The sequence below is a fragment of the Akkermansiaceae bacterium genome (assembly GCA_019634595.1).
In the GTDB taxonomy this organism is placed as follows: domain Bacteria; phylum Verrucomicrobiota; class Verrucomicrobiia; order Verrucomicrobiales; family Akkermansiaceae; genus Luteolibacter.
Window position 1 is genome coordinate 947,296 of the sequence record JAHCBC010000001.1, and the last position, 17,700, is coordinate 964,995.

At 57.1% G+C, this 17,700-nt stretch carries 16 protein-coding genes; 9 read left to right on the plus strand and 7 right to left on the minus strand.

What is annotated here, in order from left to right; genetic code table 11:
- Positions 1 to 1,158 precede the first annotated feature (1,158 nt).
- Positions 1,159 to 1,854, minus strand: a complete 696-nt coding sequence (locus tag KF712_03985) for a DUF4339 domain-containing protein (GenBank protein MBX3740124.1) — start codon at positions 1,852 to 1,854, stop codon at positions 1,159 to 1,161.
- Between the two features lie 716 nt (positions 1,855 to 2,570).
- Between KF712_03985 and KF712_03990 the strand changes: the two genes are divergently transcribed.
- From KF712_03990 to KF712_04030, 9 genes are all read left to right on the plus strand, one after another.
- A complete protein-coding gene (locus tag KF712_03990; GenBank protein MBX3740125.1) occupies positions 2,571 to 3,104 on the plus strand; it encodes a hypothetical protein in 534 nt (177 codons plus the stop codon).
- Entirely contained in the window at positions 3,101 to 3,952 is an 852-nt protein-coding gene (locus KF712_03995) for a PD-(D/E)XK nuclease family protein (GenBank protein ID MBX3740126.1), read from the plus strand. The genes KF712_03990 and KF712_03995 overlap by 4 nt, the downstream gene beginning before the upstream one ends.
- A complete protein-coding gene (locus tag KF712_04000) occupies positions 3,949 to 4,314 on the plus strand; it encodes a hypothetical protein (protein MBX3740127.1) in 366 nt (121 codons plus the stop codon). Before KF712_03995 ends, KF712_04000 begins: the two co-directional genes overlap by 4 nt.
- Positions 4,283 to 4,432: a hypothetical protein gene (locus KF712_04005; protein ID MBX3740128.1), complete on the plus strand. Its 150-nt coding sequence runs from the start codon at positions 4,283 to 4,285 to the stop codon at positions 4,430 to 4,432. The genes KF712_04000 and KF712_04005 overlap by 32 nt, the downstream gene beginning before the upstream one ends.
- A 102-nt stretch (positions 4,433 to 4,534) precedes the next feature.
- Positions 4,535 to 5,545, plus strand: a complete 1,011-nt coding sequence (locus tag KF712_04010; protein MBX3740129.1) for a hypothetical protein — start codon at positions 4,535 to 4,537, stop codon at positions 5,543 to 5,545.
- Between the two features lie 236 nt (positions 5,546 to 5,781).
- Positions 5,782 to 6,165: a DUF1257 domain-containing protein gene (locus tag KF712_04015; GenBank protein MBX3740130.1), complete on the plus strand. Its 384-nt coding sequence runs from the start codon at positions 5,782 to 5,784 to the stop codon at positions 6,163 to 6,165.
- On the plus strand, positions 6,162 to 6,374 hold the full coding sequence (locus KF712_04020) for a DUF2997 domain-containing protein (GenBank protein MBX3740131.1): 213 nt from the start codon (positions 6,162 to 6,164) through the stop codon (positions 6,372 to 6,374). The genes KF712_04015 and KF712_04020 overlap by 4 nt, the downstream gene beginning before the upstream one ends.
- The gene (locus tag KF712_04025) at positions 6,371 to 6,601 is read left to right on the plus strand and encodes a hypothetical protein (GenBank protein ID MBX3740132.1); all 231 of its coding nucleotides are present in this window, start codon (positions 6,371 to 6,373) and stop codon (positions 6,599 to 6,601) included. The genes KF712_04020 and KF712_04025 overlap by 4 nt, the downstream gene beginning before the upstream one ends.
- An 86-nt stretch (positions 6,602 to 6,687) precedes the next feature.
- Positions 6,688 to 8,208 carry an AAA family ATPase gene (locus KF712_04030; GenBank protein MBX3740133.1) on the plus strand — a complete coding sequence of 507 codons (1,521 nt, stop codon included), beginning with the start codon at positions 6,688 to 6,690 and terminating at the stop codon, positions 8,206 to 8,208.
- A gap of 257 nt (positions 8,209 to 8,465) precedes the next feature.
- Here KF712_04030 and KF712_04035 read toward each other — a convergent pair whose 3' ends face one another.
- The 6 genes from KF712_04035 to KF712_04060 are packed head-to-tail and all read right to left on the minus strand — an operon-like array spanning position 8,466 to position 17,697.
- Positions 8,466 to 11,150 (minus strand): DEAD/DEAH box helicase family protein, encoded by a 2,685-nt coding sequence (locus KF712_04035; protein MBX3740134.1) that lies wholly within the window; start codon positions 11,148 to 11,150, stop codon positions 8,466 to 8,468.
- 4 nt (positions 11,151 to 11,154) lie between these two features.
- Entirely contained in the window at positions 11,155 to 12,873 is a 1,719-nt protein-coding gene (locus tag KF712_04040) for a site-specific DNA-methyltransferase (protein MBX3740135.1), read from the minus strand.
- 22 nt (positions 12,874 to 12,895) lie between these two features.
- The gene (locus KF712_04045) at positions 12,896 to 14,617 is read right to left on the minus strand and encodes an AIPR family protein (protein ID MBX3740136.1); all 1,722 of its coding nucleotides are present in this window, start codon (positions 14,615 to 14,617) and stop codon (positions 12,896 to 12,898) included.
- Positions 14,618 to 14,620: 3 nt separating this feature from the next.
- A complete protein-coding gene (locus KF712_04050) occupies positions 14,621 to 16,972 on the minus strand; it encodes an AAA family ATPase (GenBank protein ID MBX3740137.1) in 2,352 nt (783 codons plus the stop codon).
- Positions 16,956 to 17,135, minus strand: coding sequence for a hypothetical protein (locus tag KF712_04055; protein ID MBX3740138.1), 180 nt, complete (start codon positions 17,133 to 17,135; stop codon positions 16,956 to 16,958). The genes KF712_04050 and KF712_04055 overlap by 17 nt, the downstream gene beginning before the upstream one ends.
- Positions 17,136 to 17,169: 34 nt before the next feature.
- Positions 17,170 to 17,697, minus strand: coding sequence for a hypothetical protein (locus tag KF712_04060; GenBank protein ID MBX3740139.1), 528 nt, complete (start codon positions 17,695 to 17,697; stop codon positions 17,170 to 17,172).
- Between the last annotated feature and the right edge of the window lie 3 nt (positions 17,698 to 17,700).

Here is a 17,700-nt window from a genome sequence, read left to right on the forward strand (position 1 = left end):
TGCCGATCCGCAAGGGGAATTACCTGTAAGTGATAGGTTGAGGAAATCGCCTGCCCAAGTCGGCGTCATCTGGTCATCATCCAGCAACGAAGGCGAACGGACTCCTTCACTTTGAGCGCCGACGGGATGTGGCGGCGACAATAGAACCAATTTTCGGTCGATTTGCCCGTGATCGATCCAGTTACCACGAGATCGTCGGATATCCCCTAGTTGGATTTAGCCTACAAATCTGGCGTATCGAATCCGACTTGCCCCGAGAAACGAAGAGATTGCGTCTTCATAAGTCGAGGTTTTGGCGTACTAATCGGTCAAAAAAGGGGTGTTTTTGACTCGTAAGCAAAAAGCTGTCATGCTTATCGGTTAGGTTAAGTTGCCTATATTGAGTTGATTATGAAAAACTCCCGATTCGTGAAAAATGACCGGAAACTTCTTATCGGGTAGGCTAAATTTCTAATTATAAATGAAATATGGCTATTTGATCGATTTTCTATGAATTTCATCACACGAATGAATCTCTCAATATTCGACTGCTGATAGCCTTGGTTTTTCCTTGGGCGCGCCTCATTTGAAACGTCGTTTGAGTATGCCGGAGCGGCATGAAGGCTAATCGAGGTGATAATGCGATTGGTCGGAGAGAGTCGGCTGGGCCGTTGGAAAAAGACTAAAACACTACTGCCGTCCGGCATCATTTGGCGATGAAGGGCATAGAATTGGCGATCCCGCTTCAGTTCCATCGCAAACACTTTGCCCACCTGCTGCAATGATGTGATCCGCAGTGATTGTCCCCTTAACTACTGATCGGACGATGAAGGAGAAGACGGTTGCCCGAGACCCAAGGGTAATAGGGGGGGGGAGCGGTCGGCGCACCGGATGCGGGCGCCGACCGGTTCCTCATTCCGGATCGAACTTCAACGTCCTAGATCTCCATCGCCTCCACACACGGCACAACGAAATTGGCCTTTCCAGCCGGTCCCGTTGCACGTGTTGCATTTGACGGAGTAGGCCGTGGCGGCCCCGGCCGCCAACAAGGCGCCGGTGATGATGATGGCTATTTTCTTCATTTGCATTATGTTTGTTGGTCTCTGTTCGGGCAGATTGTTACGTTCGGAGAGCTGCGGTCACTAGCTTCTCAGCATCTTCGTATATCTCGGGTTCTTGTTATCGAATCCTGTTCATAGGGTGTCCATCGGAGTCGATCAGATCTCCGGTTTCGTCGAAAACGAAAGTGAGGTTACGGCCTCCGAGATTTGCTATAACCCGCCGGCCTTGAATGAAATAAGTCCCTTTTAAATCCAAGTTGACGCTGATCGGGGAGGGGGAGTTGCTTGAATTTGCCGTCGCAAGAGCCGTGGTCCTCACTGTCTTATCAGACCTGAAGTCCCAGGTTATCAACACTTCAGCCGATGACCCATTCTCCAAAAGAGTCGATGTTGTTTGCTGAAACTCTCCTGAAAATGATTCCTTGGAATGGCGGGATCCGCGATCACCGGTTTTCTTTTCGACTTTGGAGGTGGAGACGTATTCAGGATCACATCTACCAATAAAAAGAAATAAATTGACGATGGTGAACAATGCGACCGCCCATTTGATCCAAATCGCAGGAAGAATCCCCTTGGATTTTTGGGGGAGAGCGGGAGGTTGGAAGGCGTGATGCCGGGGGATCGGGGGAATGGTATCGTAGGGAGGAAGGGGGAAGCAGTCCGCGAACGAGGTCCATTCATGGAATCCTTCACGCCATATAAGCGCGTCGTAAGGCATGGCTCCGCTGACGGCGCGGTTCCTCAGTTCTATTTCCGTGTAAGGACCAAGCTGATGGTCTCCATCCAGAACGTAGTATTGGAGGGGGGTATTCATTGCAGGAAGGAACGTCCTTCCTGGTGGCCGGGGAGTTGAGAAACCGTAGAGACACGGCTGCCCCGGCCTTCGGCGCTTTCGCGCCTATTGCATACACCGTGGCCTCACCGACCTTTCGGCGGGGCGTCTCTATGGGTTCTCACACCCGGCCCGCAGGAGTGCGGACTACCGAAGATCTACCACGATTGAATAACGAATGTCCATGCAAAAACCCATAGGATGAGGTCGTTTGAACTGAGTGGCAAGGGGAAACGAGGTGGGCTTCTCATGTCCGGAGCATGGAATTTACCTGCCCTTGGCAGGTTTCTGTAGCCTTTGAGCATTCCGGAGCGGTGTATCCTATCGAAAAGATTGTCGCGACGATTCGGGGAATGGATTCCATGTCGACGTCGCTTCCCGCAAGCATCTTCCTTGGGCGGCAGAACTGCTGCGTCATCTTTCTTCCTCCCGCCCATGCTGACGCTTTCCGTCAGCCTGAAGGTCTTCGTCGCTGTGGAGCCCTGCGACATGCGCCGCCTCCCAATATCAAGCGACTCCACGCGATGGAAACCAACTGAAATCCCACGGCATTCCGCGTTATATGAAACCGAATGAGTGCACGTTGTTGCGCCGGATCCAGTGAGTCCGCCGAGAGGTGGACGAAGCGGATTCCGACTACCACTGAAGGCCCGGCACTCCGCCGGGCCTTCTTCGTTTCAACCCACAACCCAACCATCATGGCCATCAAACTGATTGCGAATTATTCCAAGCGTCTCGGCCTCCCCGGATTCTCGTCCCACCAGTTCTCCGTCTCGGTCGAGACCGAACTGGTGGCGACAGACGATATCCCGGGCGAGTCCGAGCGCCTTTATCAACTCCTCCAGCAGAACGTGGACGAGCAGATCCTCGCTACCGGCTTCGTTCCACCCTCCGACTACGGGATGGACGCTCCGGCTCCCGTGAACGGTCGTCCGCCAGCCAACGGCGGAGCTGCCGCTTCCTGGCAGCGTGGACCGGCGTGGAAATGTTCCGACAAGCAGCGGGATCTCATCCTCAAAATTGTCGATGAACACCGCCTCGACAAGGCGTCCATCGAAGCGCTCGCCAATGAGCGTTTCGGCAAGGGCGTCAAATCCCTCAACAAGATGGAGGCCTCCGGGCTGATCGACGAATTGCTGGACACCCACGGCTCACCGCAGCAACAGCCTCCCGCCAACGGCCTGCGCCGGACCAATGGTTCGGCCTACGCCAACGGAAGGAGGTCTCGGTGATCACCCCAGCATCCACCGGGCGGTTCGAGACCGGACTCTCCGCCTGCGCGGGGACGTTCCCGGACCACATCAGTCCGACTGCGGCGAAGTCGTATCTGGCATGCTCCCTCCGCTTCTACTTCGAGCGGGTCGCCTGCCTGAAGAAACCGACACCGAAGAACCTCCACCTCGGCAAGGCGGTCCACGCCGCATTGCAGGCGTTCCATCTCGCCCGCTGGCGGGGAGTGGACGATTCACCGGAAACCATCGCCACCGCCTACGAGGAGGCTTTCCTCCGCCTGGAACGGGAGGAAGGACCGGTGAACTTCGACGATGCCGCGGAGCGCGAGAAATCCCGCACCGACGGATTGCGAATCGTCGCCGCCTACCTCGACAGCCCGGAAGTCCTGAAAGGGAAGCCCCGGGCGGTCGAGGTGAAATTGACCGAGGAAATCCCCGGCCTGTCCGTGCCGCTCACCGGCGCGATGGATCTGGTCGGTGAGAACCTCATCCCCATCGACTTCAAATCCGCCGCCGCGAAGCCCGATATTGGCCATGCGGCGTTCGAGCACGAGATCCAGCTGGTGTCCTACCAGCTCCTGATGGAGGCGGCCACGGGCGAGAGTCCTCCGTCTCTGGACCTCGTGTTCCTGGTGAAAACGAAGACTCCGCAGGTGATCCGGGTCAAATCCCCACCGGCGGACGCCCACCGGAAGAAGCGGGTGACCGCCCTTCTCGAAACTGCCGTCACCGGCATCGCGGAGGACCGGTTCCATCCGCAGCCGGGGATGCATTGTTCGTGGTGCCAGTTCCGCCGCGAATGCGCGGCCTGGCTCCCGCGGGAGCGGGAGGAAAGGAGGGCGGCATGAAATCCTTCTTCCGCATCCTGCTCCTATTGGCCCTGCTGTGGCTTCCGTCCTGCAACGGCGGAGGTGGTATCAGCCGGGAGGAAGCACGCATCCAGCGGGAGGTGAACCAGCGGGTGGAAACCATCCGTTCCGAAATGAAAGTTTCGGAAACCCGCTGGAAGACCGCCCGGGTGGTCGCCTTCTGCCTGCTGGCGGGAGGAGCGCTCATCTGGCTATTCAACGGCGGGGGTGGATCTTCTCTCGGCGAGAGCTATCCGAAGCTGGCCGACCCCAGAAACCATGACCCCGGTCACCGCCGACGCGTGATCGACCGGCACTACCCTGACGAAGATGAACCCGACGAGTATCCGTATCGCCGTTGAGGTGGTCCTGGTGCTCGGCACCGCCGGACTCCTGCTGGAACTGGTCCAGTCGCATTCCTGGGCAGTGATCCTGATCGCGGTGGCCGCACTCCTATGGCTCCAGGTCAGGCGTCACTGACCGCCATCCGTCCGGCATCCTGCCGGATCCCGACGCCCGCCCGGTTCGATCCCGTGGCGGGCGTTTCCGTTTCCAACCCCAACTCAGAAACAAACCATCATCATGAATCCACAGAACCAACCGCTCCTCGACGCCATCTGCCGCCGGGGAGTCCTTGTCTCCACCAGTGTCCGTTACTGGCGCGGGTGCAAGAAACTCGCGCCCGAGGATCTCGGACTCGATCCATCCACCGTGAGCGACCGGCTGATCCAGCTCGGCCACAAGCGGCTTATCCCCCGTGAGGCGTTGTCACGTTTCGCCCTCATCGAATCCCGGGCACACGCCTTGGTCGAAGCGGCGAGCTTTCCGTTCCTCGGTGGTATCGCCCGCTTCGTCCCCAACCCACGTCTCGCCGGGGTGGTGGAGAAACTGGCCAAGCTGCGTGAAGAATTCCGTGACGAAACACTCGCCTTTGTGGCGGACTACACCCCTTTGCGGGATCGTGCTCTCGCTGAGTGGCGGGCGGCGTCGCTCCAGCTCCGTGGTTCAGAACGCCTGTTCTATACCATCGAGCAATCATTTCCTCCGGCGGGATCCATCGCGAACCGTTTCGTCTTCGAGACGAGGATGTTCCAGGTGGCGGCTCCCGACAGCCTCCGGCTGGAGGTAGTCGAGGGCGTCGAGCAGATGGAAATCGCGGAGGACCGCCGGCGCATCGCCGATGAAGCCTCCCGCAAGCTCCGGGGCGACCTCGACGAGTTCATCCGTGAAAGCGTCACCGCCCTGCGCCAGGAAACCGCCAAGCTGGCCTCCGAGGTCCTCGCCACCATCGAGGGATCGGAAAACGGTGTCCACCAACGGACCCTGAACCGGCTGTCCTCGTTCATCGACGACTTCCGCGCTCTCAACTTCGCGGGCGACCGCGAACTGGAAGGAACGCTTGAGAAGTTCCGCCGCGACCTGCTCACCCGGACCGCGGAGGACTACCGCAATAGCGGGGGTGCGATGCGGGATCTGACCGCAGGCCTCGACCGCCTGCGTGAATCCGCCGTTCGCCTGGCCAAGGGCGACGCGTGCGATGTCCTCAGCCGCTTCGGCCAGATGGGCGTGCGTCGCTTCGCCGAGGCGGGCTGATCCACACCTGTCCCCAACAACCCAACCCCCAGCGGGCGGTCCGATTCGTCGGGCCGCCCATTCCCATTTCCACACCCCGCACGTCATCACCATCACCCCGACCGCCAACGACCACCCATCAGCCTGAATACCCAACCACCATCATCATTACCCAACCACCATCATCATTACCCAACCACCATCATCATTACCCAACCACCATCATCATTACCCAACCTCTATCCAGAACCACCATCATGTCCCACTTCACCACCATCAAAACCGAAGTCCGCGATCTGGAGGCCCTCAACGACGCCTGCGTCGAGATGGACCTCAAGCTTGTTCCAAATGCCACCTGCCGCGGCTATGCCGGTGCCGTCCGCAGGGCAGACCATGTCATCCAGCTCAAAGGGCCGTATGACATTGCCGTCGATCCTGCGGAGGGCGGCCGCTATGGCTTCTCCGCCGACTGGTGGGCAGGTCATGTCGAAAAGGAGGTCGGAGCGGGCTACGGCCGGCTCCTGCAATCCTACGGCGTTCACAAGACACTGCGAGAAGCCCGAATGCGGGGCCTGCGCACCTCACGACAGGTAAGTGAGGATGGAACCATCCTCCTCACCTTGGAAGGAGGTTCCCTGTGAACCGCCGCATCCTGGTCAAAGTCTCGCCTACTGGCGGAATCACCGTCGAGGCGGAGGGCTTCCAGGGCAAGGGCTGCACCGACGCCACCAAGGCGATCGAGGAGGCCCTTGGTTCCCGGACCGCCCGCACCCTGAAACCCGAATTCGTCCGGCAGGTGGCCAGCCATCCGCTCCGCCAGCAACTCGGCAACGGAGGTGAGGGGCGATGAGTTCCTCCATCCTTCGCTTCGATTCCACGGGCAAGGTCGCCTGCCTCTACACGGAGGCCATCGACCTGCGCTCGCTGGGCACCCTCGAAATTAAACGGCTTACCGATGTCCGCTTCGACGACACCTCCCAGCAATGGGAAGTCGCGATGGTGGCCACCGGTGAGATCGTCCACCGCGATCCCTCCCGCGAGGCCTGCCTCGCCTGGGAACGTGAAACACTCGGCTGATCCACCAAGATCAGCCGTCCCCACCAGCCCCGGTCTCCATTTGGAGACTGGGGCTTTCTCATTTCAACCCACCGATACCAAACATCATGCAACAACAACTCATTCCCTACCTGCGGGCCGGTTACGCCGGGCTCGCCGTCATCACCGCCGAGGAAGCACGGGCGGAGGCGGAGATCGCCGCCACCTGCGCCAAGCTCGGACGGAACCTTTCCGCCTGGTCCTCGTCCGAGGGTTTGGTGGACACCACCGAACGCAGGGCGCAGCCTTGTGTTGATCCGCTGGAAGCCCTCCAGTTGATCGGACCGAAGTTCGCGGCCGAGTCCCCACGTCATGTCATCGTGATGCGCGACCTTCAGCTTCACCTGGAGCAGAACGATCCGATGTTGGTCCGCCGGCTGAAGGACATGCTTCGTCTCGCCAAGACCAACGGCCACGCCCTCATCCTGCTGGGCTGCCGCCTCCGGCTACCCGCGGAGCTTGACCACGAGATCACCCGCATCGACTTCGCCCTGCCCGGACCGCCCGAACTCGGTACCGTCCTCCATGGCATCGTCGAGTCGGCCAAGCTCACCAGCCCTGAGGATGACGAGCGCGAGGAGATCCTGCACGCAGCACTCGGCCTGACCACCATCGAGGCGGAGAACGTCTTCGCCCTGTCGGTCGTCGAGAGCGGCAAGCTGGACCCCGCGATCATTTCCCGGGAGAAGGCCCGCACGCTCAAGCGAAATGGCTTGATCGAGGTCATCGAAACCAAGCCCTCACTCGATGCCATCGGCGGACTGGACAACCTGAAGCAGTGGCTCGAAACGCGCAAACTCGCATTCAGCACGGAGGCGAAGGAGTTCGGTCTGCCTGCTCCCAAGGGGCTGCTCATCGTAGGCATTCCCGGCACGGGCAAGAGCCTGACGGCGAAGGCTACCGCCACGGCGTTCAGCATCCCGCTGCTCCGTCTCGACATGGGCAAGGTATTCGGCGGGATCATCGGCCAGAGCGAAGCGAACCTGCGTTCCGTCATCCAGACCGCCGAAGCCATCGCCCCGTGCGTGCTGTGGATCGACGAGATCGAGAAGGGCTTCTCGGGAACGAAGAGCAGCGGCAGCACCGACGGCGGCACCACCGCCCGGGTGTTCGGCAGCTTCCTATCCTGGATGCAGGAGAAGGAGAAGCCGGTGTTCGTCGTCGCCACCGCGAATGACGTTACCAAGCTGCCGCCAGAGTTCGTCCGCAAGGGCCGCTTCGATGAGATGTTCTTCGTGGACATTCCTACTGCGATCGAGCGCTCCATGATCTGGAGGATCGTCGTGGAGAAGTATTGGCGGAAGCCGACCGACTTCGACTCGGTTGAACTCGCCCGGGTGACCGAGCAGTTCACCGGCGCCGAGATTGAAGCGGTGTTCATCGAGGCCATGTTCGCGGCTTTCTCTGAGAATAGGACACCCAAGTTGCGCGACGTTTCACGGGCGGCGCTCGATACCCGTCCGATCATTCACCAGATGGACACCGAGATCGCCCGTCTCCGCGACTGGGCGAGAGGCCGCGCCCGCGAAGCCGGAGGCGATGATCCCGCTCCTAGGAAGCGTTCTCGTCGCCGCTTCGAGGAAAACTGATTTAGGCGAGGTGCCGCCTGAGGCAAGCCCGGCCGCCCGACGCTCCATCCAAGCGCTGCCGGGGCGACAACAAAGCCGTCACGCTCCCTTAGGGAGCGTGACGGCAGACCGCTCATTTTTTGCTGTCTCTCACCGAAAAATGTCGGGATTTAATCTCCTAGGGTAGGGTATTTAAAACTACTCTGCCGTGATTCGGTAAAAAATGGGCACAGTAGTGGCACGCCCCCCAAGATTTGAGGGAGGGTGTCCGGTAGGACCTAGAGGGCGTGCTCCCGTGCAAGACCAGTCAGGGTCATGTTCGCGACAACTGAACTTTCTGGGACGAGAAGATAGGTCCACGGCTTGCCGCCGACTGCCGAGGCGTGGGTGCTAGCTTGTGCGCAGAAGACCTTGCCGGCCTCAGCCTTTGCCTGGACTTCGAGGTCATCCATCTCGTTGTCGGCTTTAACCTCGATCAGGTATTTGTGATCTGCGTCCTCGGCAACAAAGTCGGGTTCGTAAGGGCGGTCGGCCTGGGAGCCAATACGCCAGTAAAGCCGGAACTGGCCGCTTGCGGGTTTGAACCACTTGTCCGCACCATTTGACCCTTCAAGGATGCAGGCAAACACGCGCTCGGTGTCTGAATCGAATTTCTGGAACGAGTAAAGGCACTTCGTGAACCCGGTGTAGACGTGGCGGCGGATCTCGCTTTTGGTTTTGGGTGACGTCCGAAAATGCAGGGATTCACTCCCATCCTCCGCCGTGTAGGGACATTCCTTCAGGGCCATCCATCCCTTGAGGACTTTCACTTCCTGCCCGGAGGACTTTTCCCAGTAGTGATCCTGCATCTGGATGTAGATGTTCTTCGCAAGCTTCCGCTCGTAATAGCGGAGCACGTTGTTCAGGGACTCTTCATCCTTCAGGTACGTTCGCAGATGCGCCACGGCCTGCCCGGCCAGATCGTAGAGCAGTTCCGCCTGCTCGTCATAGTTCACGTCATCGTAGTCGATGAGTTGACGAACGATGTAGTCCTCGGGGCGGCGCTCGATCAGCTGGATCTGGGCATCGCTGCGTATGGACAGCTGGCGGTTGTCGCCGAGGTATTGGAGCAGTATGTCACGATCCACCGGCTGGAAAACGATCGCAGAGGTATCAATCGTGAATGGGTCGAAACCACTCGTCACCTCGCCGCTGGGGACTACCGTTATACGGGGAATCTCGATGGAATGACTCACGAGGGCCTCGGAGGCCTTCTTCACGATTGCCTTGTAATCGATCTTCTCATCAATGCCGCTGAGAGTAAGCTGGGCGGCTCCGACGGACTCCTCAAGCTCGCGGACCACGGATTTCTGAACTTCCGGGTCTTGGATGCCTTCGAGGCTGGGAAGGTGCTCTTTCTTTCTGAGGATCTCCAACGCCTTCCTGCCGACCTTCTGTTCCCCCGGTGAAATGAACACCGGCGCAGGGGCTTCCGCACCCTCGGCGGGTGCCGGGCCTCCGCCGAAGAGCTTGGTTTCGAGATTTGGCGGCGAGACGACCTGGACCGGCTTTTTGTAGTCCGACGGCTTTGCGATGATTCGCTGTTTCATACGCACTGGGGAATCCGAACGGTTGGCTTCCTCGATGATCTCCTTGAACTTGTCGTGCGCCACGATGGTGAGGCGGTCGACCGCTTCGACCCCAGTTCTCTCGCCGTAGGGCAAGCGGAGTCCGCGACCGATGGATTGCTCGATCAGTGTGCGGGCGTTTGCCGCGCGGAGGGGGACGATGGTGAAGAGGTTATTCACATCCCAGCCCTCCTTGAGCATGTTCACGTGGATGACAATTTCCGTCGGCTCGTCGGGATTCTCGACCTCCAACAAGCGCTGAACCACTTCCTCTTCCTGCCTCTTGGTCGTCGAATCGACCTGGATCACCTTGCCCGCATACCTACCGCCAAAGAAGGAGTCAGACTGGATCTCTCCAAACAACTTCGCCGCGTGAGTCGTGTCCCTCGCGATCACCAGGATGAAGGGCTTCACGCGCTTTCGGCCGGTCTGGCGGGCGTAGGTATCCAGCTCGACCTTGGTTTCCTCGTGGAGCCGGACTCCGTCTTCTAGTTTCACCCGCTCCAGCTCCTCGGGAGAGAAATCCTTCGGATTGAAGTCCTCCTGGGTGGCGACTGCCGGATCCTTGACGAAGCCGTCCTCGATCGCCCGGGCAAGGGGATAGTCATAGATGACGTTTTTGAACCACAGCGGCCCGCTTGCCTTGTCGAGGAATGGAGTGGCGGTGAGTTCCAGCCCAATCAGGGGATTCAGCTCGTTGAGCGCACGGACGCCAGCATCCGCCCGGTAACGGTGGGACTCGTCCATGAGCAGGACAAGATCGGGAAGCTCGCTGAGATAGTCGAAGTAGCTTTCTCCAAGAGACTCCCGCAGCCTACGGATGCGGGGTGCTCCGGCTTCTGTTTCCTTTGTATCACGATTGAGTTTGGAAATGTTGAAGATGTTGATCTCCACCCGGCCATACAGATCGTCATGGCCTCCGCCCCGGTATTCCTCGTAATTGTCGCCGGTGATGAGCCAGGGAGTGTCCGTGGCAAACTCCGCAATGCCCTTGAAGACGTATTTCGGAGTATTGGGAGTGAAATCGGTGATCAGCTTCTCGTAGATCGTAAGGTTGGGAGCGAGGATGAAGAAGTTTCTCAACCCATGCGTGATGTGCAGGTAGGCGATGAATGCCCCCATAAGACGGGTCTTCCCTACGCCGGTGGCGAGGGCGAAACATAGCGAGACAAACTCCCGCTCGAAGTCAGTGACCGTGGGGTGCTGTTCTCGAATGACCCCAAGGGCTTCGTTCAAGTCGAACTTTTTGCCGGGCAGACCGAGAACAGTGAATACCTGATCAATGATCTCCAGCGAGTCCTTCTGAGGCGGACGGAGACTGAGGCGTTGGCCAATGGTGCGGACGGTATTGCTCATGGGGTTAGAGAAGTTCGATTTGTCCCTTATCGTCCGATTTCGGAGGCGCAGCCGGGAGGTTACTAATGCGCAGCGAGTAGTCATCGTGATCCCACTCGCAGCGGTGCAAAACCGCCTTGGGAATCTTCTTCAAGGTGAGATTCGGAAAGCTGTCCTCCTTCACCCGGAACGCAGCACAGCAGACGAGCAACGAGCGATCCGGTCCCACCGCCTCGGACAGTTCTTCAAGCTGCGGGCGCGTGAGCGTCTGAGTGGTGACGTAGATGAAGTCCGTCTCGCTTGCATTACCATGCTGCCAGTAGTGCTCTTGGCTAGGAGCATATCCAAAACCCTCAACCTTACATACAGCCTCGGCCAGCAGTTCGGGGTTAAACTCAGGGTTGATAACAGAGTTGCCCCATTGATCGATTTTAATCAGCGAGGGTGCTAGGCGGTAGAAACGAAAGCCGCCTCCACCCTTCCAATTTGTCGCTTTGGTAACGCCACTTGGATCCTTGCCGTCTACTACGTGCTTCAGACGCGGGAGGCAATGGGTCTCGCAATGTTCACCAAGCTCGATTCCAATCCAACGCCTTCCCATCTTGTGTGCGACAGCAGCAGTCGTCCCGGAACCTAGGAATGAGTCGAGGACAAGATCGCCAGGATCTGTCGCGAACTCTATTACTCTTTTGATAAGCGCCTCGGGCTTCTTCCCCTTCTTGAATGAAACATCACCTTCTTTATGAAGGTTATTAGACAAGAGGTCATCCCAAAGATTTGATGCCGCGACAGCGGTGGTTAATTCACCGTCAATTAGCTGCGTCTTTGATGAGTAAAAAATTAACTGCTCGCCATTAAGAAAGTAGTAGTCCGCCTTGTCGTCACGAGCTGAATGCTGAACCTCGCCAGTCTTTTGTCGCGACGCAATCAAGGCTTCACGCGCTGACTCATTAACATCTTTGTCGGCAACACGAGCTGTCCTAACCACGGATGGAGCTTCGCTGAGGACAAACTCTTCCAATTTTTCCTCAAGCTTATCAGCGAACTTACTTTTAATTTGATCCTCTTTGATCCCATGATGCGCAGCAAACGCCTTCTTTAGGGTGATCAATTTCCAACTAGTGTGATGGTCAGAACGATTGGAAATGAATCTGCTGTAACGTGAATCGCGGTTTGTTTTTTGATAAATCTTCCTTGGTTTCCATCTCGATCTATTCTTTGCGTATATCAAAATATAATTTGAAGTGCTGACTAGACCTGGGTTTATTGACTTTGGTCCAGACACGGAGCTTTGCTTGAATGTAACAATGTTGATTCTATTGCTTCTTCCGAATACTTCATCAGCTAGAGCGCCTAAGTAGCAAAGCTCATTGTCATCAATATGAATTACAAGGGTTCCTGAAGGGTGTAGAAGGGTGTGGATGAGCGAAATGCGATCTCGCATTAGGCTTAACCATAATGAATGCTCTACGCCGTCATCATAATGCTCGAATGCTTCCCCTGTATTAAATGGAGGGTCAATGTATACGCACATGATGTCGCCGGCGTATTTTTGTTCAAGCGCTTTGAGTCCCAGGAGATTGTCACCTTTGATTAAAAGATTATCGAATAAGTCACTATCCGAAACCCGATGCTTCGCATGGTAAGATCTCTTTGGGTCCTCGATGAGTATGCGTGGTTCGAGGCGAGGACGTTTGTCTTTGCCGATCCAAGTGAGTTCAAGTTTTTGTTTGTGTCCGCTCATGCGCTTTGAGGCAAATGGATTTTTAATGGGAAGTCAGTGCACGAAGCAACTGGGTTTTGATTTCCTGAACCGTTCGGATTGTTTTGAAAGTGTGGCTCCAATCAGGATTGGGCGCGAGACGAGCGTTGCCTTGCGCCAATGCCGTAGCGAGCAGTTCATCAGAGGACGTTGTCACGGTGGTCCTTTCGACAGGAGTCAAATGCAGAGCATCGATCCCTAGAGTTGGCCTGTTCTTCCACAGGATCAAATACTTGAGAAAGTAGGCTCCGTTGGTGAAAAAGGCTCTGTCGATAGATCTCTCCTGGCCGTCCCGGGTGTTGCGTATTGCTTCGTCTGCGATACGGCATATCTGAACCTCCCGCCAAAGAGTCCTCGCGGACAAGCTGTCCGGGAAGACGGTCCCAAGATTCCTGCGGATCCCGGCATAGAAGTCGGTTGGCTTGCCTTTTAGTTTTGCGAGAAGAGTTGGATCCCCCATTGCACAGACACGTGCCTCCAGCGCTTCGGCCAATGTAAATGAGAGGGGTTCCCGCAGCCCGTCTGGGACACCCGATCGCTTGGTATGGTAGGCAATACCCGATGCGCGAAGGGTTGAGGCAATCCTTTTATTGCAGGGGTGCATCGAGAGAAAGTCGATATTGTCGACCGCTGTTTGGTAGTTACTCGCTTCGGCAACACGCTCCGCGATTCCTGCGTCATCATTGCCCACGACAATCACGCGGAGCAGAACCGAGGCGGCTGCGTCTCCTGCGTCAAGATTCTCGGCAATGGTGCCGATGGTCTGTGCACCATTGATGATCACGAATCCGGTTGCTTTGAACTCCCCCTGTTCCCCGTTCCCGCGCCCCGCAGTCTCGGGAGTAGGTTCGAAAGTCCGGCAGAGGGCTGTGACGCCGTTGTTGAGGTAGAAGAGGTTTTCCGGTTCGTGCAGAAGGGTCTGCTTGACCCGCTCATTCACCGGATTCGAGCCTCGATAGAGACGGACGTTTCGTGAGTAGAGCGAAGGACGCTTGGCCGGGTCATCGTGAAGGGCTTTGAGATCGGATGCCAGAATGCGGCCATAAAAGCAGGGGAAGGTTCCAGGGTGCTTCGCATATGAGTGCAAATTGATAGAGCAGTCAATTTCAGGGTCGGCTTGCAGTTTAAGCAGCTCTTCATGAGCGTTTTCGAGACTGAAGTTCACGAACCGCATCCGTGGCTCCGCATAGTTCCTATTGAATTGGTTTACCCTTTCTTCAATGCGTGAGGTCCTTTGCTCATCAAGGGATCCACCGAAGTGGGCTAGAACTACAGTGACCTTAAGCGCGGTGTCTCGCAGTGCGCTTCTGACGGTCGCAGTCTGGCTCTCAGTCAAATCAGTGAATCGGTCCAACCTCCCCGCCATCAGACTTTCGACACCGTTCAGGAATCGAATCAATTCCGGTAGGGTGGGCTGGTGGCCGCTTCCATCGCCAGCTGCCTTTGCCTGGATGAGGAAAAGCTCATGCCGGCGTGCGTCGTAATGGATGCCGTCGATGCCTTCATCCGCCCCACCGTCGACATCGGAGTTTGTGGCGTCTTCCGGTGACAATGACGCGGTCACTTGGAGGAAAAAGCAGGCAAGTGCCCGACTTGGGAAGGCCGAGTTCCATAGGTTTTCGCGCTCATCCTCATCGTGTTCGGGGCCACATCTGGCTCGGCGGATCAACGGTGTATATGTTTCCGCGAGGTAAGCTAGAACCTGTTCTTTTTCGAGGCTGGGCATCGGCTATTGAGGAGGTAGGAGTGGATGAAGCCTGCGCGTTTTCCGTTGTCCGCGGTTGGTCCAGCAACTTCCGTTCTTGTTGCTTTCTGGCAGCTGGTAGTCGGAATCGCAGAGCGCATCCATGAGTTCGAGCACGGCCTCACCAAGGCGCATGGACTCGGCGAGTGAATCGAAGTGGGCGGCGAGCGTGTTGAAGTGGGCACCGAAAACATTTCGGGCAGAAAACTGTGCGAAGAGGCCTTCAAAGATCGGCCTGAGTGGAATGGACTTCGTGACTTGCCCCTGTTCGTCCATGTGTTCCGCAATAAGGGCATCGAGGAGCTTGCGGTTCCCTTCGATGGCCTCCTTGTAATCGTGAAGTGTCCATCCCTGTCCCGCGGCGACCAGGCGGGGCAGCTTGCAGCGGTAGATTCCGGTGAGGAAATCGAAGACGTATTCGAGTATAACCCCGGACTTCGCGGCGATGGCCTGCGAGTCGTCTTTCTCTGCGACCCGTCGCTTCAACAACTCGATCTGGGAGTGGCAACCCTTCTGGAAACTGATTCCGTATTCCAAAGTCCAGGAACCCATTTCAACGAAATCAACGTTCTGCTTGGTGAGCTGGCCCCATTTGAACTTGAAGCGGAGCGGCTGGTAATGGCTGGTGATGAGGACGTGCTTGAAGTGGGCGGCCTCTTCCAGGATCGCCTCGTACAAGCGCTCCATGTGAGCTTCGTCGACGGATGCGATGGCGTCATCCAGGAAAAGAAGCGTATTGGACGCGTCCATTTTCTTTTCAAGAGCCAGAAACAGGGCAAGCCCAAGGGTATCGAGATGGGATTCACTCAGATACGCAACGGGTGAAACGTCGTCACGGCCATGGAGAGCGCCTGAGAGCATCGCCGAGTTCTTGCGATCTGGATGGACGTAAAGCCGGATCTGTTCGAGCTTCTCGCCGGGATGGATCTTCTCGTAGATCTTGGCAAAGTCCGCAGAGATCGATGCGAGCATGCCATCTGCGTATCGGACACGCTCCGAGCGCAGGATCTCCCGAATGGCCTCCGCTTTCTTAATCAGGCGATCAAGGGTGGCATACTCCTTCATGCCTTCCTTCTGGCTTCTGGCAAGCCTGAGCAAAGTCGCCCGATGGGTGATCATTTTCTGAAGAGCCTCCAGCTTTTCCTCGACCCACTCGGCAAGAGGCCGGAGTTGCGCGGCCTCTTCACGCAGCAGGGCAAACCATTCCTTCGTGAGGCCGGTGGCGTCGGTTGGCACCGAAAGGGATGGGATCAGTGGATGCACCGCCCATTCTTCTTGTTCGGATGCCGCCTTGTGTGCCTGTAGCAGCGCGACGATGATCGCAAAGTAGGTCTTCTGAAGGGCTTCGAGACCATTGGCGCAACGATCCCTCTTTTGTTTCGCGGCATTGGCGATCTTGCCCTGGGCGGAGATCTCCTTGAGCGTTGCCAGCTTGCCTGTGACCCGATCCCGCAGTTCCTCTCCCTCCATCGGGGTGTCGCAAACCGGGCAGCAGCTTGGCTCTCTGTTTTCGAGGTATTCGGCCGCTCTCTCCAGCACATGGATTGTTTCAGCCATGCCGCTTGTGTTCTCGGCCACGGCCTTGGCCAGTTTCTGGTTCTCCTCCTTGAGGCGTTCTTCCGCAATCTCCAGGGCCTCATACGCCTCGGACAATGGCTTGAAATCGTCGCGGAGTCGGCTAACCTGTAGGTCGAGGTCCTTGAGGATCTGGATCTCTTCCTCGACCGTTTCCACGCTGTTTTCGAGCGTCTCCTTGATCCACTGTTCAAGGGGCGGAGGATTCTTCGCATCTGCAAAAATGTCGTTGTAGATCGTGCGGACCTCATCTTGCGTCCGGGTGTAGGATTCGAGTTGGCTCTGTTGGCGCTGTTTATGATTGGAGATAAATTCCCCAAGAACGCGTTCCTCGCGCTCAAGCGCAGGCAGTTCGACGAAGTCCCGGATCCGTTCGAATCGCTTTGCAGGCGTTTCCTCGATCAAACTTGTAACGAGGTTGCGGCGCAGGGTCCTCAGCTTGGTTTCTGGAAGGTCTCCCGAGTGTATGGCAGAAGCGCCCTTCAGCTTGGCAACCCGGGTTTGATTCGACTCCTCCCAGGTCACCTTCAAATCCGCAGGCTTGCGCTTCGCGTGGACTAACGCCGGCAGCCGAGTCTTCCCATCCAGGGATTTCTCCTCCAGGGAGCCGGATACGCCGTAGAACAGGAATTCAAGCGCATCCGAAATGGTGGTCTTGCCCGAACCATTCTCGCCGTAAAGAATCGTCAGATCCCGATTGGCATTGATCTTTAGCTCACAGGGAATGTTTGCGCCACGGAAGGCTTCAATCGTCAGTTTCACGGTCCTTCTCGGTTTGTAGCTCCTTGTTCATCAAAATATTCCAGTTGATGGGGGTATTGACCTGCAGACCATTCAGAACTTCCTCGATTCCTTCATGCGAAAATCCGGCCTCGCTTTTGATTCGACTGCGGATGGCCTCGGTCAGCTCTTCTGGAAGGTTCATGGACGTGGATCGGGTTTGGGTGTCTTTTGATTACTTATTCTGCTTCTTCGAGCGCCTCCTCGGCGTCCGAACCTGCCTGTTGATCTCCCCAGTCCGCGATTGAATCCGAGTCCCAATCCTCGTCATGGGGCGCGCCAAGGAAGTAGGATACCGCGGATTCGATGGCCTCTTCGGTGTAGAACTCGTTGAGTTCCGATAGGGAGACAGCAACCGGGAAGTCCGGGCGATCGGTCCAGAAAGTTTTGAAGCAGCCGAAGAGACCGGTGATGAATGTGTCAAAGGTGTCGAGGTTCGTCTCTCTCAAGCGATCGGACACCTGCTGCAGGACCTCTAAGATTACAGGTTCCCACCCCACTCCGTAATCCTTCTTATGGGATAGCTTCGTGAACCGCTTCAGCCGACGGGGGTTGGTGTAAGCCGTGGAATGAATGCGTATCTGTGCAGGAGCGAAGTCATACTGGGAGTCCCATTCCAACCATTGGATCCGAACCAGATTTCCATCGAATAGCTCGATGTCGATCTCTTCAACAATGTCCCACTTCCGTTCGTAGTGATTGCTCATCGT

Excerpts from the sequence above, each read along its gene's own strand:
- KF712_04000 (MBX3740127.1), top strand. The coding sequence starts at position 3,949 with ATGAAATCCTTCTTCCGCATCCTGCTCCTATTGGCCCTGCTGTGGCTT.
- KF712_04035 (MBX3740134.1), bottom strand. The coding sequence starts at position 11,150 with ATGAGCAATACCGTCCGCACCATTGGCCAACGCCTCAGTCTCCGTCCG.
- KF712_03985 (MBX3740124.1), bottom strand. The coding sequence starts at position 1,854 with ATGAATACCCCCCTCCAATACTACGTTCTGGATGGAGACCATCAGCTT.
- KF712_04060 (MBX3740139.1), bottom strand. The coding sequence starts at position 17,697 with ATGAGCAATCACTACGAACGGAAGTGGGACATTGTTGAAGAGATCGAC.
- KF712_04045 (MBX3740136.1), bottom strand. The coding sequence starts at position 14,617 with ATGCCCAGCCTCGAAAAAGAACAGGTTCTAGCTTACCTCGCGGAAACA.
- KF712_04030 (MBX3740133.1), top strand. The coding sequence starts at position 6,688 with ATGCAACAACAACTCATTCCCTACCTGCGGGCCGGTTACGCCGGGCTC.
- KF712_03990 (MBX3740125.1), top strand. The coding sequence starts at position 2,571 with ATGGCCATCAAACTGATTGCGAATTATTCCAAGCGTCTCGGCCTCCCC.
- KF712_04055 (MBX3740138.1), bottom strand. The coding sequence starts at position 17,135 with ATGAACCTTCCAGAAGAGCTGACCGAGGCCATCCGCAGTCGAATCAAA.
- KF712_04005 (MBX3740128.1), top strand. The coding sequence starts at position 4,283 with ATGAACCCGACGAGTATCCGTATCGCCGTTGAGGTGGTCCTGGTGCTC.
- KF712_04015 (MBX3740130.1), top strand. The coding sequence starts at position 5,782 with ATGTCCCACTTCACCACCATCAAAACCGAAGTCCGCGATCTGGAGGCC.
- KF712_04010 (MBX3740129.1), top strand. The coding sequence starts at position 4,535 with ATGAATCCACAGAACCAACCGCTCCTCGACGCCATCTGCCGCCGGGGA.
- KF712_04025 (MBX3740132.1), top strand. The coding sequence starts at position 6,371 with ATGAGTTCCTCCATCCTTCGCTTCGATTCCACGGGCAAGGTCGCCTGC.
- KF712_04040 (MBX3740135.1), bottom strand. The coding sequence starts at position 12,873 with ATGAGCGGACACAAACAAAAACTTGAACTCACTTGGATCGGCAAAGAC.